17 protein-coding genes are annotated in these 17,854 nt (G+C 69.6%); 10 read left to right on the forward strand and 7 right to left on the reverse strand.

What is annotated here, in order from left to right:
- Positions 1-82: 82 nt before the first annotated feature.
- Positions 83-2,419 carry a beta strand repeat-containing protein gene (locus LXN57_RS40105; RefSeq protein WP_251803535.1) on the reverse strand — a complete coding sequence of 779 codons (2,337 nt, stop codon included), beginning with the start codon at positions 2,417-2,419 and terminating at the stop codon, positions 83-85.
- A gap of 299 nt (positions 2,420-2,718) precedes the next feature.
- Complete coding sequence (locus LXN57_RS40110) at positions 2,719-3,237, reverse strand: hypothetical protein (RefSeq protein WP_251803537.1); 519 nt, start codon at positions 3,235-3,237, stop codon at positions 2,719-2,721.
- A 256-nt stretch (positions 3,238-3,493) separates the two neighbouring features.
- On the opposite strand from LXN57_RS40110, the gene LXN57_RS40115 reads away from it, so the two are divergent.
- Positions 3,494-4,738 carry an IPT/TIG domain-containing protein gene (locus LXN57_RS40115; protein ID WP_251803538.1) on the forward strand — a complete coding sequence of 415 codons (1,245 nt, stop codon included), beginning with the start codon at positions 3,494-3,496 and terminating at the stop codon, positions 4,736-4,738.
- Positions 4,739-4,808: 70 nt separating this feature from the next.
- Here the strand turns inward: LXN57_RS40115 and LXN57_RS40120 are convergent, their stop codons facing one another.
- Positions 4,809-5,561 (reverse strand): hypothetical protein, encoded by a 753-nt coding sequence (locus tag LXN57_RS40120; protein ID WP_251803539.1) that lies wholly within the window; start codon positions 5,559-5,561, stop codon positions 4,809-4,811.
- Between the two features lie 380 nt (positions 5,562-5,941).
- On the opposite strand from LXN57_RS40120, the gene LXN57_RS40125 reads away from it, so the two are divergent.
- Positions 5,942-7,924 carry a S8 family peptidase gene (locus LXN57_RS40125; protein WP_251803541.1) on the forward strand — a complete coding sequence of 661 codons (1,983 nt, stop codon included), beginning with the start codon at positions 5,942-5,944 and terminating at the stop codon, positions 7,922-7,924.
- A 125-nt stretch (positions 7,925-8,049) separates the two neighbouring features.
- On the opposite strand, the gene LXN57_RS40130 is transcribed toward LXN57_RS40125, so the two are convergent.
- Positions 8,050-8,763, reverse strand: coding sequence for a hypothetical protein (locus LXN57_RS40130; RefSeq protein WP_251803542.1), 714 nt, complete (start codon positions 8,761-8,763; stop codon positions 8,050-8,052).
- Between the two features lie 241 nt (positions 8,764-9,004).
- Between LXN57_RS40130 and LXN57_RS40135 the strand changes: the two genes are divergently transcribed.
- Genes LXN57_RS40135 through LXN57_RS40155 form a run of 5 tightly spaced genes read left to right on the forward strand, consistent with a single transcriptional unit; the run spans position 9,005 to position 13,986 of the window.
- On the forward strand, positions 9,005-10,609 hold the full coding sequence (locus LXN57_RS40135) for a S8 family serine peptidase (RefSeq protein ID WP_251803543.1): 1,605 nt from the start codon (positions 9,005-9,007) through the stop codon (positions 10,607-10,609).
- Positions 10,610-10,650: 41 nt separating this feature from the next.
- On the forward strand, positions 10,651-11,250 hold the full coding sequence (locus tag LXN57_RS40140) for a sulfite oxidase-like oxidoreductase (protein ID WP_221377750.1): 600 nt from the start codon (positions 10,651-10,653) through the stop codon (positions 11,248-11,250).
- Complete coding sequence (locus LXN57_RS40145) at positions 11,220-11,975, forward strand: ferredoxin reductase (RefSeq protein ID WP_251803545.1); 756 nt, start codon at positions 11,220-11,222, stop codon at positions 11,973-11,975. The genes LXN57_RS40140 and LXN57_RS40145 overlap by 31 nt, the downstream gene beginning before the upstream one ends.
- Positions 11,972-12,256 carry a DUF6510 family protein gene (locus tag LXN57_RS40150; RefSeq protein WP_285904723.1) on the forward strand — a complete coding sequence of 95 codons (285 nt, stop codon included), beginning with the start codon at positions 11,972-11,974 and terminating at the stop codon, positions 12,254-12,256. Before LXN57_RS40145 ends, LXN57_RS40150 begins: the two co-directional genes overlap by 4 nt.
- A 2-nt stretch (positions 12,257-12,258) precedes the next feature.
- On the forward strand, positions 12,259-13,986 hold the full coding sequence (locus LXN57_RS40155; RefSeq protein ID WP_251803547.1) for a UvrD-helicase domain-containing protein: 1,728 nt from the start codon (positions 12,259-12,261) through the stop codon (positions 13,984-13,986).
- A 33-nt stretch (positions 13,987-14,019) separates the two neighbouring features.
- Here LXN57_RS40155 and LXN57_RS40160 read toward each other — a convergent pair whose 3' ends face one another.
- Positions 14,020-14,400, reverse strand: coding sequence for a hypothetical protein (locus LXN57_RS40160; RefSeq protein WP_251803548.1), 381 nt, complete (start codon positions 14,398-14,400; stop codon positions 14,020-14,022).
- Positions 14,401-14,619: 219 nt separating this feature from the next.
- Between LXN57_RS40160 and LXN57_RS40165 the strand changes: the two genes are divergently transcribed.
- Both LXN57_RS40165 and LXN57_RS40170 read left to right on the forward strand, forming a co-directional pair.
- Entirely contained in the window at positions 14,620-15,420 is an 801-nt protein-coding gene (locus LXN57_RS40165; protein WP_251803549.1) for an SGNH/GDSL hydrolase family protein, read from the forward strand.
- An 85-nt stretch (positions 15,421-15,505) separates the two neighbouring features.
- A complete protein-coding gene (locus tag LXN57_RS40170) occupies positions 15,506-15,796 on the forward strand; it encodes a PLD nuclease N-terminal domain-containing protein (RefSeq protein ID WP_251803550.1) in 291 nt (96 codons plus the stop codon).
- Between the two features lie 72 nt (positions 15,797-15,868).
- On the opposite strand, the gene LXN57_RS40175 is transcribed toward LXN57_RS40170, so the two are convergent.
- Together LXN57_RS40175 and LXN57_RS40180 are read right to left on the reverse strand one after the other, a co-directional pair.
- Positions 15,869-16,702 (reverse strand): alpha/beta fold hydrolase, encoded by an 834-nt coding sequence (locus LXN57_RS40175; RefSeq protein ID WP_251803551.1) that lies wholly within the window; start codon positions 16,700-16,702, stop codon positions 15,869-15,871.
- A gap of 14 nt (positions 16,703-16,716) precedes the next feature.
- The gene (locus LXN57_RS40180) at positions 16,717-17,100 is read right to left on the reverse strand and encodes a VOC family protein (protein ID WP_251803552.1); all 384 of its coding nucleotides are present in this window, start codon (positions 17,098-17,100) and stop codon (positions 16,717-16,719) included.
- 55 nt (positions 17,101-17,155) lie between these two features.
- Between LXN57_RS40180 and LXN57_RS40185 the strand changes: the two genes are divergently transcribed.
- Positions 17,156-17,812, forward strand: a complete 657-nt coding sequence (locus LXN57_RS40185; RefSeq protein ID WP_251803553.1) for a TetR/AcrR family transcriptional regulator — start codon at positions 17,156-17,158, stop codon at positions 17,810-17,812.
- The last annotated feature ends 42 nt before the right edge of the window (positions 17,813-17,854 follow it).

Raw genomic sequence — 17,854 nt, forward strand, 5'->3', positions numbered from 1 at the left:
GCAGGCAGGAACAAAAAGGCGACTGCCCGGGACCTGAGGTCCCGGGCAGTCGCTTGGCTCGCGATCGGCGAACCGGGCTGGATCAGTAGTTGGCGACCGTGAAGGTCGAACCACTCGAGATGATCGACTGCTGGTAGTTGCCGCCGACAACGTCGGCCGCGTCGGTGGCGCCGCTGCTGACCACGGTCACCGTGTAGGTGCCGGTCGGCACCTGGTAACCACCGATGGTGAAGCTGGCCGCGGTGAGGGCGTCCGAGGTCGCCGGCTTCGACAGCACCGCGGTATTAGTCGCATTCTGGCTGACGATCGTCGTGCCGGCCTGAATGCCGGGCCCGACGATGGTGCGGCCGATATCAGTATCGGCAAGCAGACCGGTCGCCGTCAGAGTCGTGGACCCTGCAGTGGTGGCGGTCGTGCCGTTCAAGGTCTTCGCCTGGTTCAGCGTGATCGTGGTGGCGGCAGCGCCGGCCGGGTCGGCCACGTTGGACAAGATCGCCGTGCTGGCGTCCGTGACCGAGACAATGGTGGTGCCAGCCGGAATCTTAGCGCCCGTGTCGGTTACCGTCATGCCGACCATGTTGCGGGTGAAGGCAGTCGTGCTGGTCATCACGTTGGTACCACCGCCAACGGCCGCGACGGCGCAGGTGGCGCATGCCGCGGTGCTGGGTTGCGGAGTCGGCCCGTTACCGGCCAGGTACAGCGAGCAGAGCAGCTCGGTGTCACCGAGCGGCAGGACGTTGAGGCATTCGGCGGTCTGACCGTTTGCCTTGAAGGTGGTGCCTGCGGTGCCTTCCTCGTCGTACTGGCCACGCACCAGGTATACGTGCGGGCTGGCCGCGTTCGGGGTGGTGCCGTTGGTATCGCTGCCGCCGGGCACGAAGGTCAGGCTGGAGAAGCCGGTACCCTTGATGCTGATTTCCGAGGCGGAGAGCTTGGTGTTCGGCGCCGTGTTCGGGCTGACCGTGATGCCGTTGGTGTAGCTGAACAGGCCGGTGGCGTTCACCGTGCCACCCGGGGTCGATACCGTGATGGCGAACGGACCGCCGACGGCGTGCGCAGGCGCGACCGCCACGAAGCTGGTGCCGTTGTCAGCGACCGAGGTGATTTTCAGGTCGGAACCGCCGACCGTGGCGGTCATGTCCTTGCTGAAGTTCGTACCGAAGACCGTGATCTCGGTGCCGCCCTGGGCGTTGCCGGCGGTCGGCGTGACCGCCGTGATCGTGGCCGGGTTGGCCAGCACCAGCGGCGTCGTCGTGCCGGCGACCAGCGGGCTCGTGCCGATCGAGCTACCGCTGTAGACACAGACGTTGTACGGGGCGCTGGCCTGCTCGGCGTAGGCGGCAGCGGTGGACGGGACGGTGATCGACAGCCGATCACCCAGGTTCCGCACATCCGTGCTGATGACGACGCCCGCGGTCTGGCCGTTGGCGAGGGATCCCGCAAGCCCTTCACCAGCGAGGTAAGTCGCGGCGCAGCCGCCCCGGGTGCCGGTGCCGGCGAACTGGATCGAGGCGGTGGCCCCGGCGGAGAAGGTCGCGTTGCCCGGCAGGGTCGCGAGCACCGTCGAGGCCGCGCCGATCGGACCCTTGGTGGTGTTCAGATTCAGCACCTTGCCGGCGATCGTGTACGGCGTGATCGTGCCCGCCACGAGCGGGGCGGTCAGGCCCGCGCCGCTGTAGACGCAGACGTTGTACCGGGCCGAGCTCTGCGCCGGACTGGTGGTCAGCGCCACCGCGGCCGGCACAGTGAGGTTGAGCTTCCCGCTGGAGACCGTGGCGGTCCCCGCGATGACGCCCGCGGTCTGGGGCGGCGGAGAGCCCGCGGTCGCCGCCGGCGCCGCCACGGTCTGCGGATTCGCGGTGCACCAGGCGTTCGCGGGGGTCGAAGCCACGTACTGGTACTGAACGCTCAGGCCGCTCGTCGGCAGCGTGCCCGGGACGGTGCCTTGGATCTGATTGCCGCCGCCGCTGGGGCCGTAGTTGCTGCTGAGCGACAGGCCCTGGCCTTGAATCGTGTATGTGCCCTTCGAAAGCAGGGTCTGTGCGGTGCCCGCCGCGGCATAGACGCACACGTTCCAGGTGGCGGTGGTCTGCGAGGTGAGCAGCGCGATACTGGAGGGCACCGTCACCGAAAGCTGCTTCGCATTGCCGAGGATCGTCGGAGTTGCGTTCACGATGCCCGCGGTAAGCGCGTACGGGGCGGTGGCATTCGCTGCCGGGTCAGCCGCAGCGGGGCTGCTGTCCGCACAGGTCGTCCAGCTGAACTGGACGCTGGGACTGGCGGTGTAATCTGCGCCGGGCGTGGTGAGGACGATCGTGTTGCCACCGCCGCTCGGACCACGCGCCGGGACGACCGACGTCAACACGTCGCCGATCGCGTAACTCGGGGTGGCGAGGCCGACCACCGTGGTAGCTGCCACGGCAGTTACCAGCCCTATCTGGGCGAGTGGCCTGCCGAGGGATTTCTTGACGGGCATTGCCGGTTCTCCTCCGGTTGTCACCATTGACGGCGGGCGCACGATCTCGCTGGCTGGATCGCCCACACCCGGGATGCGTAGCTGAACGTAACAGCTTCAAAGCTGTGAGTTATCTGATTCTTCACGTTTGCCGACGGGCTATTTCGGGACAGCGCGAAATGCATTCGGCAGCAGCGCAAATGGGCGGCTCCGACGGGAGCCGCCGCATTTCGAATGGACTGACATATGACGCGCCGAGGCAGTCAGGAGAGCCGTTTCCAGGTCTGGTCGAGCTGCGTCACGCTCTCCCGGACCGATGGTTTCCGGTTCGTGTCGACCAGCACGGTGTAGACGCTCTTCCGGGCGCTCGTGCGCCAGCAGAGCAACAAGGTCGGCTTCTCCTGGACAGGCTCTCCGGCGCTCAGGCGGATCCGCTGAGTGCAGCGCGCGCCGCCCTCGCGCCGCCCCTCTTCGGCCACCCACCGCAGCTCCCGGAAGCCGGTCAGATCACGCCGGGCCGAGTAGATGCGCATCAGCTTGCCGTTCGAGGCCAGCGACCACTTCTGGACCACTTCGACGCCTTCCGGCAGCGTCGCCCGGTAATCCGGCGGCACGCTCGGCCGGACAGACACGCTGGGGGCTGGCGCAGCCTGTTCGGACACGGGGGTGCTGTTGCCGGCACGTGTGGTCAACAGCGCACCACCGCACATCACGAGAGCCGCGGCGAGCCCACCGGCCAGCCGTCGGCCGCCGGTCACCCCCATCCACTCGCGCATGTTCACTTCCTCCGGCCACGATGTTCGGCGACCTCCGCACCGTCATGCCGAGCCACGCACCGATGCTTCCACGAATGCCACGGGCAGCAAGCGCATATGGATGCTCTGACATAAATTGATGCGATAAATCATCTAATTTTCTCAGTATCAGTAACTATCCGTAATTGCGCGGCCTACGCTCCCTGACGAGACGGCCTGACGCTCCTGACACAGGCCCACCGAATCGAACCGACGCGGTCTGCGGACCGTAGGAGGACCTCGCATGAGCAAAACGCACCCCAGCACCGGTCGGCGGCTCCTTCGGGCCGGCATCGCCACCGGCGCCGTCACCGCAGCAGTGATCGCCGCCGGAGCTACCCCGGCGTTCGCGGCCCCGGTGCCCATGATCCTCAGCTCCACCGCCGGCCCCAGCGGCGGCGGCAACGCCGTGACGGGAACGGTGAATGTGGCCGCGAACGCGACCGGGCCGTTCGCAGACGGCACCACCCCGGTCGTACAGTTCCAGTTCAGCGGCAGCGGGACGGCGGCGTCCTGCAGAACCCTGTACCAGACACCGGCCGTGGTTGCGGCTACCGCCGGCGTCAACAATGCCGGTTACGTGGACGCACCGGCCGTCCAGCGCATCAGCACCGCCAAGATCGCGTTCAGCGTCCCAACGGGCCTGACGTTGCAGGCCGCGCAGACCAGTGCGAAGTTCAACGTCTGCGCCTACGACTCGACCAGCACCACGACCAGCACTCTGCTCGCGACGGCGTCGTACACGATCGCGACCCGGCCGACGATCACGGGAGTCACGCCGGCGAGCAGCCCGGCGCTCGGTGGCCAATCGATCACGATCAACGGCACGGGCTTCGCCACTACGGCCACCGGCAACACGGTTACGGTCGGCGGCACGGCGCTCACCGGGGTCAAGGTCAACGCGAACGGCACCAGCATCACCGGCACCACGGGAGCGCGGGGCGCGGGAACCGACCTTGCGGTCGTCGTCACCACTCCCGGCGGCTCGGTCTCCAGCCTGGACCCCGACAACAACGGCCTGGTGGACGATGCCGATCCACTCACGCTCCCTGACAATCCGATTCCCTTCAGCTACAGCAACGGCGCGACCATCACGCCGAACACCACGCCGGCCGACACTTCCGTCGCGCTCAGCATCAACGGGGTGGGGTTCCGGGGGCTGACGTTCATCACGACGACGGGTAGCACTCCGTCGGACGCCAACTCGCACGTCCTACTCACCGACGGCGCGTACGTCCCGGGGGCCAACCACGGAGTGGAGGAGTGCCTGAACGTTCTGGTCATTACTGACACAGAACTCGTGTGCACGCTGAACCTGAAGGACGACATCGGCGTCACCGCAGGCACCGGCGCGGCGAGCGCCGCCGACGCCGGGGAGGGCACATACACGGTGAGCGTGGTGGCCAACGGCCTTCCCGCCGCCACCGCGGACGAAGCGAAGGCGTCGATCGTCAACAGCGGCGCCACCTTCACGGTGGCCCCGTACTAATTACCTCGGCATTGCGATAACGGCGGCCCGGAGATTTCTCCGGGCCGCCGTTCAGTAAGTCTGACGGGCGTCAGACCAGCTTTGCCCATTCCTTTTCGAGGACGGCCAAGCTCACATCCGTCGACGGCTTCCCCTGCCCGGCCACGGCCATGGTGACGACGCTGCGGGAGTCGGAGGTGCGCCAGCAGAGCAGCATGGAGGGCCTCTCCTGCGGCTCCTCGCCGCTGCTGAAGCGAACCTGCTGCGTGCACCGGGCGCCGCCCACAGCGAACCCCTTGTCCGCCACCAAAAGAAGTTCCCGCTGTCCGGTCAGATCGAACCTCGCCGACACGATGCGGACGCTGCCCTCCGAGGTCTTCTCGGTCCGCTCGTTGACCGGTCCCGTCGCCGCCTTCACCCCGGGCGCCGCCGTCACCGGCCGCTTCAGCGGGAAGCCGTCCTCGGCCGCCTTGGCGCGTGCCTCATCGATCTTCCTCTTCACCTCGGGGTCGACCATCTGGGCCGTCCGCGCCGTGCTCGTACGCGGCGAAGGCGAGGCCGAGGTCGAGCCGGAGGCACTCGCCGAAGGCTCGATCGAAGCCTCTGTCGACTCGGTGATCGAGTCAGCGGTCGCCATCGGCGCCACGGCGCCGGTGTCCCGGGCGACCGTGTCGTCGTCACGGTCGGCGGCCCGCGCGGTCACCAGATACACCCCGGCTCCGAGCACCGCGGCCGCGCTGACAGCCCCGACCGCTATCCGCGTGCGGCGCTTTTTCTGGCGGCCGGTCGGCGTGGCCTGGTAGACGCTGTCGTCGCCAGGCCGATCGTCGTCCTGAACGCTCATTGTGCGATCCCTACGTTGTACGGCTTGGCCCGCGGAAACGAGCCCGAATTTTCATCGTCTCAGCCGAGGGGACAAATATGCTCAAAACGACGACCTTACGAAGGGATCTCGCAGCATCAGAGGGCAGACGCAACCGATCTGAACCTGGAGGGACTCTGCCACCGATCCGCCCGGCCGGCCGAAGCGGCAGGCCCTCCAGGTTCCCGGGCTTTCCCAGCCTTGGAGCCCGAACCCGTCCGGCTCGATCCCCGGAACGCCGAGCGAGGTCGCGCCTGGAGGCGGCGCAGGGAAGCAAACTACCGAACTGCACCCGCCGGTCTTCTGCCTGACCGGAATCGCATGCCGACCGTTGTCCTCGACCACACAACGGGAGGACGACGATGAAGAAGCACCTGCGCCGCTATGCGGTGGGCGCACTTGCGATCGGCGCGGTTGCCGGCGGCGCCGCGATCGCCCTGCCCGCCACCGTCACGTCGGCGAGCGAGTGGCGGCCGGCCACCTACAACCTGGCCGAGATGCCCGAGCAGATTCTGCCGCCCACCGTGTCGACGCAGGAGCCCGTACGGGTGGTGACGACGAGCCTCGACGCCGCCGGCAAGCCGGTCATCAAGGTCACGACCGCCACCAGCAAGACGGCGGCCACCAAGGCCGTCGAGGCCGGGCAGTCGGCCGCCAATGCGGTCGGCGTCGAGCTCGACGCGATCGCCACGGCCACCGACGTGCCCACCGGCAGCGACACCTACCGCAGCCAGCAGTGGGACTTCAGCAAGATCTCCGTGGCTGGCGCCTGGCAGAAGTCGACCGGGGCGGGTGTGACCGTTGCCGTGCTCGACACCGGCGTGGCGGGCGATCACCCCGATCTGGCGGGCAACGTGGTGGCCGGTTACGACGCCGTCGCCAACGCCAACGGTGGTGCCACCGACCCCAACGGGCATGGCACGCACGTGGCGGGGACCATCGCGGCCGTCACCGGCAACGGCGTGGGGATCAGCGGTATCGCGCCCGACGCGAAGATCATGCCCGTACGGGTGTTGGGGGCCAACGGCTCCGGCTACATGTCGGACACCGCTGAGGGGATCGTCTGGGCCGCCGACCACGGGGCTTCCGTCATCAACATGTCCCTGGGGTCCAGGTCCAAGGTTACGGCGGTCAGCAACGCCATCTCGTACGCCCGCAGCAAGGGTGTTGTCGTGGTGGCGGCGGCGGGCAACGACCGCGCGAACGGTAGTCCGACCAACTACCCGGCAGCCGACGCCGGTGTCATCGGCGTGGCGGCGACCGACTCGGCCGACAGGGTGGGCAGTTACTCGAACGCGGGCAGCTACGTCGACGTGGCGGCACCGGGTTCGAGCATTCTCAGCACCTACCCGACGGCCCTGGGGAGCAAGAACGGGTACGCGGGCATGAGCGGCACCTCGATGGCGTCGCCGCACGTGGCCGGGGTGGCGGCGCTGCTCAAGGCGGCCGGTCCCACGCTCACGCCGGATCAGGTGGAGAGCGCGCTCGAGACCTCCGCCGTCGACCTGGGCACGAAGGGCTTCGACAACGACTTCGGGAACGGCCGGATCGACGCCGCCGCCGCGCTGGCGGTGGTGAGCCCGGCGACCCCCAGCCCGGCGACCCCGAACCCGACCACCTCCAGCCCGGCCACGACTGTGCCTACGACGGCCCCGACCACAACCGTCCCCACCACGGCACCGACGCCGGCTACCCCGTCCACCAGCCCGACGCCGACGCCGACGCCGACGACCGTCGGCCCAACGCCCACCCCGAGCAAGACGACAAGCAGCCCGGCCCCGACGCCGAGCAGGACCACGCCGGCGCCCAAGGTCAACCCGGTCATCCAGGTCGCGACCCCGTCCACGTCCGTCGTCTACGGCAGCGCGGCCACGATCACATACACGGTGACCGCTGGCAACGCCGCCTGGGCGCGTAAGCCGGTGCAGATCGGCGTCAACGCCACCGGCTCGTCGGCGACCAGCTGGACCCGGTTCACCACAGACGCCAAGGGCAAGCTCAGCGTGCAGATCAAGGCGACCGCGCACTTCCAGGTCCGCCTGACGGCGCTGGCGACCGACACGTCCGGCGCGACGACGTCGGCTGTCACCTCGTTCACGGTCCGCTCGTCGGCAACGGTGAAGAGCCCGGCCGCGCGCAAGCTCACGGTCAAGACGTCGGGGCCGACGCGGAAGGCCGCAGTTCAGCAGTACGCGAAGAACAAGTGGGTCACCGTGAGGAGCTTCACCGCCTCTTCGGGTACGACGACCGTGACCAGGCTTCCGTCCGGCGCGACGGTCCGCGTCGTCTTCCCCGCAACGGCCAAGGTGGCCGGCCTGACCACCGCCACCGTCAAGATCGGCTAAGAAGCGCAGACGACACGAAACGGGCCCCGGGACCTCACGGTTCCGGGGCCGTAGTCGTCCGCTCGGACAAGGCGGGGCTCGGTCGGGATCACCGGCCCGTACGGGACCGGCAAGCTGACCGTTTCTCAGCCCAACCGGGCCCACTCCCGTACGAGGGCCGCCACGCTCTCCCGCGAAGACGGCCGCCCCTGCCCGGTGACAGCGACAGTGATCACGCTGCGTTCCGGCGACACCCGCCAGCACACCATCGTCGAAGGCGCCGCCCGCGGGCGGTCGCCAGGGGAATTCCGCACGGTCCGGGTGCACCGCGCGCGCCCCACCCGCCAGCCCTTGTCGCCCACCAGCGCGAGTTCCGGCTCCCCGGTGAGGTCGAAACGGGCCGACGTCACCCGGATCGTCCCGCCTGCCGCGTCCTCGTCGTGGCGGTTCACCAGTGCCGCGGCGGCCGTCCGAGACGCGGACGGGGACGGGGTAGGCGTCGGGGCAGGCGTCGGACTTGCCTCCTGCCGCACTGCGGCCCGGGTCGCTTTCCCAGGCACCGGTGCCGGCGCGGCCGCAGAGGTCCGGGACTCCGAGGGCGAACCAGTAGAAGAGGCCGAAGGCAAGGAAGACGACCGTCCGGCAACCGGCAGTTCCAGGGCGGCCGTGTTCTCGACGAGATCGACGGCCTGAACAGCGAACAGTCCCGCCGCGCCGAACACGGCCAGGCCGGCCACCGCCACCCCGAGCTGTTTGCGCCGCTGGATGCGCTTTTCCCGCATTCCCGAGCGGTAGAAGCCGTTCTCGTCGTGCACAGTCATCACGCGCAGGTTCCCGTGGTCGTCCGACATCGGGTCCATGCTGCCACCTGGGACGGACAGAACTGACGAAAACGCCCGACACCGATTCGCACCGAATCGCTGCCTTTCCCCGCACCCGACCGATCCGAACTGCCAGATCGAAGGTCGACGAAAGGGCAGGTCAAACGTGAAGAAACTCGGTGCGGGTCTTCTGGTGCTCGGTGCGGTGGCGAGCGGGGTAGTGGCGGCCCTGCCTGAGCCTGGCGAGCCGGCGTGGCAGCCGGTCACGCACGGTCTGCGGGTGCAGCCAGAGAGTCTGCTCCCGGCCGTCGTCTCCCAGACCCGTCCCGTACGCGTCGTGAGCACCTCGATCGACCGCGGCGGCCGCCCCGCCGTGTCGGTCCGCACCGCCACCGACCGTGACACTGCCTCAGCCCTGGTCGTTGCGGGGCAGCACGCCCCCGGTGCGATCAGCGTCGAGGCCGACGTGCCGGTGTCGGTGGCCGCCACCGACCCGCTGCTGCCCATGCAGTGGGATCTCGCGCGGGTGCGGGCCGACGGCGCGTGGCTGCGTTCGACCGGCGCCGGAGTGACCGTGGCCGTGGTCGACAGCGGCGTGGACGCGTCACACCCCGACCTCGCCGGCCACGTGCTTCCAGGCGCGGATTTCATCACCGGCACCGAGGGCACAGCGGTCGACCCGCACGGTCACGGCACCCATGTGGCAGGCACGGTCGCCGCCCTGACCGGCAACGGCGTGGGCATCGCGGGGATGGCTCCGGACGCTCAGATCCTCCCCGTACGCGTGCTCGACGCGAACGGCAACGGTTACATGTCGGACGTGGCCAACGGCATCGCATACGCGGCCGAGCACGGCGCCGACGTCATCAACCTCTCGGTCAGCGCAACCTCGCAGGTCGGCGCGGTGACGAACGCGGTCGCGTACGCGCGCAGCAAGGGTGTTGTCGTGGTGGCCGCGGGCGGGAACTCGCGCCGGACGGGCAGCCCGACCGCCTTCCCTGCCGCCGACCCGGGCGTGATCGCGGTTGCGGCCACCGCCTCGGACGACGCCGTGGCCGCCTACTCCAATCGCGGCGGCTACATCGACGTGGCCGCTCCCGGCAGCGAGATCACCAGCGTGTACCCCGGCAACCGGTATGTCCGCATGAGCGGCACGTCGATGGCCGCCCCGCACGTGACCGCCCTGACCGCGCTGCTCAAGGGCGCCGACCGTGGTCTCACACCGGACGAGGTGGAACGCGCCGTGACCGAGTCGGCCGTCGACCTGGGCGAGCCGGGCCGCGATGACGACTTCGGCGCGGGCCGCCTCGACGCCGCCGCGGCGTTCGCCACGTTGACCCCCGCACGCCCGAGCCCGTCGGAGGCCGTGCCCACCCAGACGATCACGCCGCCGCCCGCAACCGCCACGACGCCGACGGTCGGCGCGCCATTGCCGCACACGACCAACACGCCACCCGGAAGCGACACGCCCTCGCCGTACGGCAGTGAAGCGCCGCGCGGAGGCGACACGCCGCCGTCCGAGAGCAACACGCCGCCCGCGGGCGACACGCCCTCGCCGCACGCGACCACCACGCCGCCCCGAAGCGATACGCCTCAGTCACCCGGGACCAAGACGCCCACTCCAACCCCGCGCGTCCCCGCCGAGGCCACACCGACCCCGGCGGCGCCGATCGTCCGCCTGGTCCGACCCGGCCCCGGCCGCCTCTTCGTGTTCGTCATCGGCGTCGAGAGCGTGCCCGTCCAGATCCAGCGGCACGACGGGGACGGGTGGACTACCGTCCTCACCTATCCTGCGACGAAGGTGGCGCGTTTCGACGGACTTGTCCCCGGTGTGGAGCACCGCGTTGTCGTGTCGGGCGCCACAAGCGACGTGATCCGGCTCTGAGCGCTGTCTAACGCGAAGATCATCCGGTTTACTCAACACCCATGGGCATCATTTCCAGGGGATTCGGCGGCCGGCGGCGTGAGTCGGTGCCCGGCCTGCCGCCCGGCCAGTACCTCACCCACGATTTCCCGGTGCTTTCCGCCGGGCCGACCCCGCGCATCCCGCTCGATCGCTGGCGCTTCACCGTCACCACGGAGACCGGCGAGAAGACGAGCTGGAACTGGACGGAGTTCCAGGCGCTGCCGGCCGAGGACGTCACGGTCGACATCCACTGCGTCACCAAGTGGTCCAAGCTGGGCACCACCTGGCGTGGCGTCTCGCTCGACACCCTGCTGGCCGACGTCGAGTCGGCGGCCGACTACACCATGGTCCACAGCTTCGGCGGGTACACCACCAACGTACCGATGGAAGATCTGCTCGACGGCAAGGCCTGGGTGGCGTACAAGTTCGATGGTGAGGATCTCGAGCCCGAGCACGGCGGCCCGGCCCGGCTCCTCATTCCGCATCTGTATTTCTGGAAATCGGCGAAATGGGTCAACGGCGTGCAGCTGATGCCCGATGATGACCCCGGTTTCTGGGAGGCCGCCGGCTATCACATGTACGGAGACCCATGGCGCGAACAGCGGTATCAGGGCGACTGATCTGGCGGGCTGCGACGGTTGCCGCAGCCCACTGGGAGTCGCCGACAGCACGCACGCTGGTGCTCGACGTTCCGGACTGGCCGGGCCACCTGCCCGGCCAGCACGTCGACGTGCGCCTGACCGCCGAGGACGGCTACCGCGCGCAGCGGAGCTATTCGATCGCCTCGGCGTGGCCCCATCCGGAGGGCAAGGTCGAGCTGACCGTCCAGCGGCTCGACGACGGCGAGGTCTCGCCCTATCTGACCGACACCGTCGAGGCGGGCGACCAGATCGAGCTGCGCGGCCCGGTCGGCGGCTGGTTCGTCTGGCGGGACACCCAACCGGCGCCGGTGCTGCTGATCGGCGGCGGCTCGGGCGTGGTGCCGCTGATGGCGATGGTGCGCGCCCGGTCGATGGCCGGCGCCAAGCAGCCGTTCCGGCTGATCTACTCGGTGCGTACGCCGGAAGACCTGCTCTACGCGGACGAGTTGCGCCGACGTGTCCGCGACGACGCCGGCCTCGACGTCCACTACGTCTACACGCGTAAGACGCCGGACAACTGGCCCTCTGAACCGAAGAGGATCGACGTGGCGGCCCTGAACACGTACGGTTGGCCGCCGGACTTCGCACCCGACTGCTTCGTGTGCGGTCCGACGACGTTCGTCGAGACGGCCGCGGACATCCTGGTCGCGCTCGGCCACGACCCGCGCCGGATCCGCACCGAACGCTTCGGAGGGACGTCGTGACACAACCCGGGCCCAGGGGAGCCGCGCTCGACGGCAACGCCATGGCCGGCGACCTGCGCGAGATCTTCGCGGTCGACGTGACGGTGGCCCGCTACATGTGCGCGGGCTGCACCCACACCGACGCGGTGGCCACGCTCATGGTGTGGCACCAGTCGCCCGGACTGGTGGCACGCTGCCCGAACTGTTCGGACGTGGTGCTGCGCGTCGTACGGGCGCCCGACCGGGTCTATCTCGACCTGCGGGGCAGCGTACGCCTCGAAGTGCCGCTCGAAGGCAGCTGACCTTGACCCGCCCGGGGGCGCCGGAGGATCCGCTGCTGGCCGAGGCCGGCGACTGGTCCGCGACCATCGGCGCCGCCCAGGACGAGCTGATCCGCACCGCGCCCGAAAGCGTGCTGATCATTCAGGGCGGCCCGGGCACCGGTAAGACGGACACCGCGCTGCGCCGGGTGGCCTGGCTGCTCGACGAACCCGAATACGGCCTGGGCGCGACCGAGGTGCTGGTGGTCGGGCCGTCGCACGCGTTCGCCCGGCGCACCCGCGCGCTGCTCGAGAGCTGGGGACACGAGGGGGTCGCGCACAGCTCGATCGACGGGCTGCTGCCCAAGGCGGTCACCGGCCGGCCGGAAGCCCCGCACGTGACCCGGCTCAAGGGCGAGGCGCGGATGGCCGGGCTGATCGGCCGGGCGATCGAGAAGCACCGGGCGCGGCAGCGGGCCATCCCGCCCGTGCTCACGATCCGCGGGCGGGCGGTGCGCCTCGACCCGGCCACGGTCGAGCGGGTGATCACCACGGCCAAGGCGAGCGAGGCGACCGCGGGTGACCGGCGGCGCCTGCTACGGGCGGCGCTCGTAGCCGGTACGCAGGACCCGCGGTTGATTCTCGATGCGGCCGACATGCTGGCCGACCGCCTGTGGCCGGAGTTCGAGGCGACGACCTTCCTGTCCGAGCTGTTCGCCTCGCGCCTGATGCTGACCGCGGCGGCCGAGGGCGAGTTCACCGACCGCGAGATCGACGCGCTGTTCCGGGGGACCGACGAGGAGCCGCCGTTCAGCGAGGCCGACCTGCCCCTGCTCGACGAGGCCGAGCACGTGTCCGGCATCGAGCCTCAGACGTACGAGCACGTGGTGGTCGACGAGGCGCAGGACCTCTCCCCCATGCAGTTGCGGGCGCTGTCGCGTCGCTCGGCCAACGGCTCGCTGACCGTGATCGGCGACATGGCCCAGTCGACCGGCCCGTGGGCCCGCGACGACTGGCACGACGTGCTCGCGCACCTGCCCTCCGAGATGCCGCACGTGCACCGCGAGCTGCACTTCGGCTATCGCATCCCGCGTCAGATCTTCGAACTGGCCGCCGAGTTGCTGCCCACCGCCGCGCCCAGCGTCCAGCCGCCGACGACCGTGCGGGACGGGCCGGCCGACCCGGTGATCGCGCCGGTCGAGCCGGCCGGGCGGGCGGCTGTCGTGGTGGCGGCCGCGGCCGACCACGCCGCCGACGGGCGTTCGGTCGCGGTCATCTGCCCGGCGCGCTGCCGCGACGAGATCGAGGCGGCGCTGCGGTCGGAAGATCTTCCCTGGGGTACGGCTCCCGGCGACGAGCGAGGGCCCGCGATCACCCTGCTGAGCCCGCACGAGGCGAAGGGCCTGGAGTTCGACGCGGCGATCGTGGTCGAGCCGGGCTTCATCGTCGACGACGATCCCCGCGGGCATCGGCTGCTCTACACCGCGCTGACCCGGGCCACCGGCCACCTGCACCTGGTAGGCGCGTCTGAAGATCTGCCGGCCGATTTCGGTACGCAGCCGGCCGAACCCGCGGTTGACCTCGCGCCGGCGCCTGTGGCCGCCGCGCCGCTGCCGCCGGAGGCGCTGCCGATGCCGGACGACCCGGTGCTGCGTGAGCAGATCGACATGGTCGCCCAGAGCCTGGCCGAGACGCTGCTGGCCAATCTGACGCCGGAGCTGTGGCCGGTCGCGCTCGACCGCCTGATCGAACTGATCAGCCCCGACCCGTGAGCCTCGGACGCCCGGCCGGCCACCGGCGTGGCGTCAGGAGCGGAAGCCGCCGCGCAGGCGCTGGGCCAGGGTGACCGGCGAGGGCGGACGACCGGTCGCGGGCCGGGGTTTCGCCGGGATGGACCGGCCCACCGGGCGGTCGTAGTCGGCGGTGGCGATGGCCTCGATGATCTGGCCGTCGCCGAAGTTCTCGGAATCGGGAATCGAGGGCACGAAGCCGACCAGGACCCCGTTGCGCATGATCTGGGCCTCGAGACCGGCCGTGCCGTCGTTGTCCCAGATCGCCTCGCGGCTGTCGGGCAGCGTGACCCGGATGCCGTACTGAGTGATGCCGGCCTGCGGCAGTTTCACATGGGCGAAGACATTGCGCGCCCGCAGCGTGTCGACGATCCGCCGTGCCCGTTCTTCTTCCATGTGGAGACGGTACCGGCGGGGGCTGAAGGCAGCCTGAAGATCGCCTGTGGTGCTCGTGTGAATGACCGCTCACCGCGAGACATCGACGCAGGTCACATCGACGTACGTTACTCGCACGTAACAGGAATGTCACCGTGTTTCTTTTCTCGGCGACCTGAATTACCGTTCGGTAACCGGAGCGCTCCGGCTTCCTCTCCCCCACGGACCGGAGGCCACTCGATGGGCAGGCGTCTATCCCTTCTCGGCTGTCTCGTCATTTCGTCCCTGCTGTCGCTCGCCGTGGCCGCGCCCGCCGCCGCGGCCGTCGACCCTGCCGTGACCGACTACGTCGCGCTGGGCGACTCCTACTCCTCGGGCGTCGGCGCGCCCGGTCAGAGCGTGTTCTGCCTGCGCAGCAAGCAGGGCTATCCCGGTCAGTGGACGGCCCGCAACAAGCCGAAGTCGTTCACCGACCTCAGCTGCGGCGGAGCCGTGACCAGCGACGTCCGCAACCTCCAGGTCCCGTTCCTGAGCAGCGGGGCCGACTTGATCAGCATCACGATCGGCGGCAACGACGCCGGCTTCGCGCCCACGGTGATCGGCTGCCAGGTCGGCAGCGACGCGGCCTGCCTCGCCAAGGTCGCCGCCGCGCGCACCGACATCACCGGCGCCCTGCCCGGCAAGCTCGACTCGACGTACGCGGCCATCAAGCGCAAGGCCCCGAAGGCCAAGGTCGTCGTACTCGGCTATCCCATCCTGTTCGACACCTCGTCGGCGACGTGCGGCCTCACCGGCATGAGCCTGACCAAGCGCCGGGCCCTCAACGAGGGCGCACAGGTGCTCAACGACGTCATCCAGGCCCGCGCTCAGGCCGCCGGCTTCACGTTCTCGGACGTCCGCGACGAGTTCGCCGGCCACGGCATCTGCTCGTCGCGCCCGTACCTGAACGGCCTCACGGTCATCCCCCCGCAGAACTCCTTCCACCCCAACGCCACCGGCTACACGTACGGGTACCTGCCCGCACTCGCCGACGTGCTGTAGCTCCGCCGCGCCCCGGGCGGGTGCCACCCTTTAGCACCCGTCCGGGACCGCCCGACCGCCCCGACCCCCGGGATCGTTCCGAGGCATGGCAAGCGTCTACGTCCTCCTGCTCCTGCTCGACCTCGCGCTGGTGATCATCGCCCTGGTCGACTGCCTCCGCCTCAGGGAGGACGAGATCCGCACCGCCCCCTGGGCCGCCTGGATGTTCGCGATCCTGCTGCTCTCCCCGTTCGGCGCCATCGCCTGGTTCGTCAAGGGCCGCCCGGTTCCGAAGGTTCCGCTGCGTCCCCGCCCGATCTTCGTGGCCCCCGACGACAACCCCGACTTCCTCAAGTCCCTGGCCGCCGCCATCCGCGAAGGCGACCCGGATCGCTGACCGGTGACGGGCGACCCGTGCACGCACCGGGCACGCCATCGGCTCACGGCGAGGGCGGCAAGCTCCGCCGGCTCAGCGCGATCGGCAGAAATGTTCGATGTGCCCGCCGAGCTCGGCAGGCGCGGTCAGCGGCATCAGATGGCCGGCGTCGGCGACGATGACGACCGTGGAATCCGGGAGCCGGCCGGCAACGTTCGCGATCAGACGCGAAACGGGGGACGGGCTGTCGGCGCCCTGGACCAGAAGGACCGGACAGGCCACCGCCGGATCGAATGACCAGGCGCTGACGGCGGGGATCTCGCTGGTGAAGAAGTCCTCGCTGCGATGGGCTGCGTCGTCGACGAGACCGGCGCCGAGGGCGGCCTCCATGACGCTGCGGTATCCCGGCCCGCAGATGACGGTCATGAAGGCGTCGAAGGCCTCGGCGTGGTCGCCACGGGCGGTGGCGGCCATCGCTGAGCCCATCATGGGGCCGAGGACGGCGTGCAGGTCGCCCAGGTCGGAGGGGTCCGCCAGGGCGTCCACGAGTGGCGGCTCGCACAGCGTGATCGTGCGCACGGACGTGGGGCTGTCCACGGCGAGCTGCAGAGCGATGGCCGAGCCGGACGAATGAGCGACGACGTGGGCGGGTGCGGCGTTCAGCTGCCGCAGCAGCGTCGCGGCGTGGCGAGCGTGATCCGCTATGCCCAGGCGTCGCGGGAGCGGCGTGTCGGTGTAGCCGGCCCGGATCATCCGGATCACACGGTGATGCCCCAGTGCGGGTGTTTCGGCCAGCGGCGTGAGCCAGTCGGCGAGACCACCGCCGTGAATCAGCAGCAGCGGCTCGCCCTCGCCGCCGGAATCGGTGTACGCGACTTCGGCGCCGTCGATGATCAATCGGGTCGGGTGGGCGCGGATGACAGTCATGAACGCTCCTTCGGTCACTGGGCGTAGAGCCGGATCTCGATGCCATCGGGGTCGTGCAGTCCGACCAGGACGGAGCCGCCGTTGTGTCCGGTCAGCAGGCCGCCGTGCGGCTGACCCAGGTCGTCCAGCCGCTCCCGCCAGGCTTTGACGTCCTCCCGCTGGGACACCTCGAGGGCGACCAGGTCGAATCCGGAGAGGGCCTGCGCCCGCGCCGGATCGAGTCGCAGAGCCAGGCGTAGCCGGCCTTCCTCGTCCGCGAGGGCGAGCCCTTGAAGAGCCCCCTCCTCGATGAATTCGATCTCGACGCGCAGGCCGAGCACTGAGGTGTACCAGTCCCGGCTGCGATTGAGGTCGGAAACCGGAAGCTTGACATGGTGGATTCCAGACAGATCGGGCATGTCGATCCTTTGGCTAGAGTCAACTCTAGTGAGCTATTAGAGTAGACTCTAGCCAATGACGGAATCTGTCAAGCCTCGCCGCAGCCGGGCCGAGCAGACACGAGCGACCCGCCGCCGCATCATCGCCGCGGCGGCTTCGCAATTCGTCACGCACGGCTACGGGGCGACACTGCTCGAACAGGTGGCCCAGGAGGCCGGCGTCGCGGTGCAGACGGTGTACTTCCATTTCGGCAACAAGCGCACGTTGCTCAAGGAAGCACTCGACGTCGCCGCGGTCGGCGACGACGATCCCATTCCGCTGCTGGAACGACCCTGGGTGAAGGAGATGCGTCAGGAGACCGATCCGGTGCGAATCATCACGCATTGGCTGGCCGCCAGCCGGGCCATCCTCGACCGGGTCGCCCCGCTGATGAGGGTGGTGCGCGGCGCCATCGGCACGGACCCGGAACTGGCCGCACAGTGGGAGACCAACCAGACTCAGACACGGGAGGCACACAGCTTTCTCGTGGACCTCCTCGCCCGGCGTGGCAGCCTCAAACCCGGCCTCGACGTGGAACGGGCGCGTGACATCGCCTTCGTTCTCAGCAATGCCGAGACTTACCTGCAGTTCACCGACGTCTGCCAGTGGACTCCGGACGAATGGCAGGAACGAACCGCGGTCCTGCTCACGGCGGCGCTCTTGGCGCCGGCGCATCATGCGGTTCGCGTCTGACCGGTCACCGTTGCGCGCGAACTTGTCACGCAGGGTCACTGC

Origin of the sequence: Paractinoplanes hotanensis, from assembly GCF_023717965.1 — a bacterium.
GTDB classification, from domain to species: domain Bacteria; phylum Actinomycetota; class Actinomycetes; order Mycobacteriales; family Micromonosporaceae; genus Actinoplanes; species Actinoplanes polyasparticus.

Bases quoted from the DNA above. Each gene is read 5' to 3' on its own strand.
- LXN57_RS40175 (WP_251803551.1), bottom strand. From the start codon at position 16,702: ATGACTGTCATCCGCGCCCACCCGACCCGATTGATCATCGACGGCGCC.
- LXN57_RS40170 (WP_251803550.1), top strand. From the start codon at position 15,506: ATGGCAAGCGTCTACGTCCTCCTGCTCCTGCTCGACCTCGCGCTGGTG.
- LXN57_RS40165 (WP_251803549.1), top strand. From the start codon at position 14,620: ATGGGCAGGCGTCTATCCCTTCTCGGCTGTCTCGTCATTTCGTCCCTG.
- LXN57_RS40130 (WP_251803542.1), bottom strand. From the start codon at position 8,763: ATGGACCCGATGTCGGACGACCACGGGAACCTGCGCGTGATGACTGTG.
- LXN57_RS40145 (WP_251803545.1), top strand. From the start codon at position 11,220: ATGGCGCGAACAGCGGTATCAGGGCGACTGATCTGGCGGGCTGCGACG.
- LXN57_RS40185 (WP_251803553.1), top strand. From the start codon at position 17,156: ATGACGGAATCTGTCAAGCCTCGCCGCAGCCGGGCCGAGCAGACACGA.
- LXN57_RS40120 (WP_251803539.1), bottom strand. From the start codon at position 5,561: ATGAGCGTTCAGGACGACGATCGGCCTGGCGACGACAGCGTCTACCAG.
- LXN57_RS40140 (WP_221377750.1), top strand. From the start codon at position 10,651: ATGGGCATCATTTCCAGGGGATTCGGCGGCCGGCGGCGTGAGTCGGTG.
- LXN57_RS40125 (WP_251803541.1), top strand. From the start codon at position 5,942: ATGAAGAAGCACCTGCGCCGCTATGCGGTGGGCGCACTTGCGATCGGC.
- LXN57_RS40115 (WP_251803538.1), top strand. From the start codon at position 3,494: ATGAGCAAAACGCACCCCAGCACCGGTCGGCGGCTCCTTCGGGCCGGC.
- LXN57_RS40180 (WP_251803552.1), bottom strand. From the start codon at position 17,100: ATGCCCGATCTGTCTGGAATCCACCATGTCAAGCTTCCGGTTTCCGAC.
- LXN57_RS40160 (WP_251803548.1), bottom strand. From the start codon at position 14,400: ATGGAAGAAGAACGGGCACGGCGGATCGTCGACACGCTGCGGGCGCGC.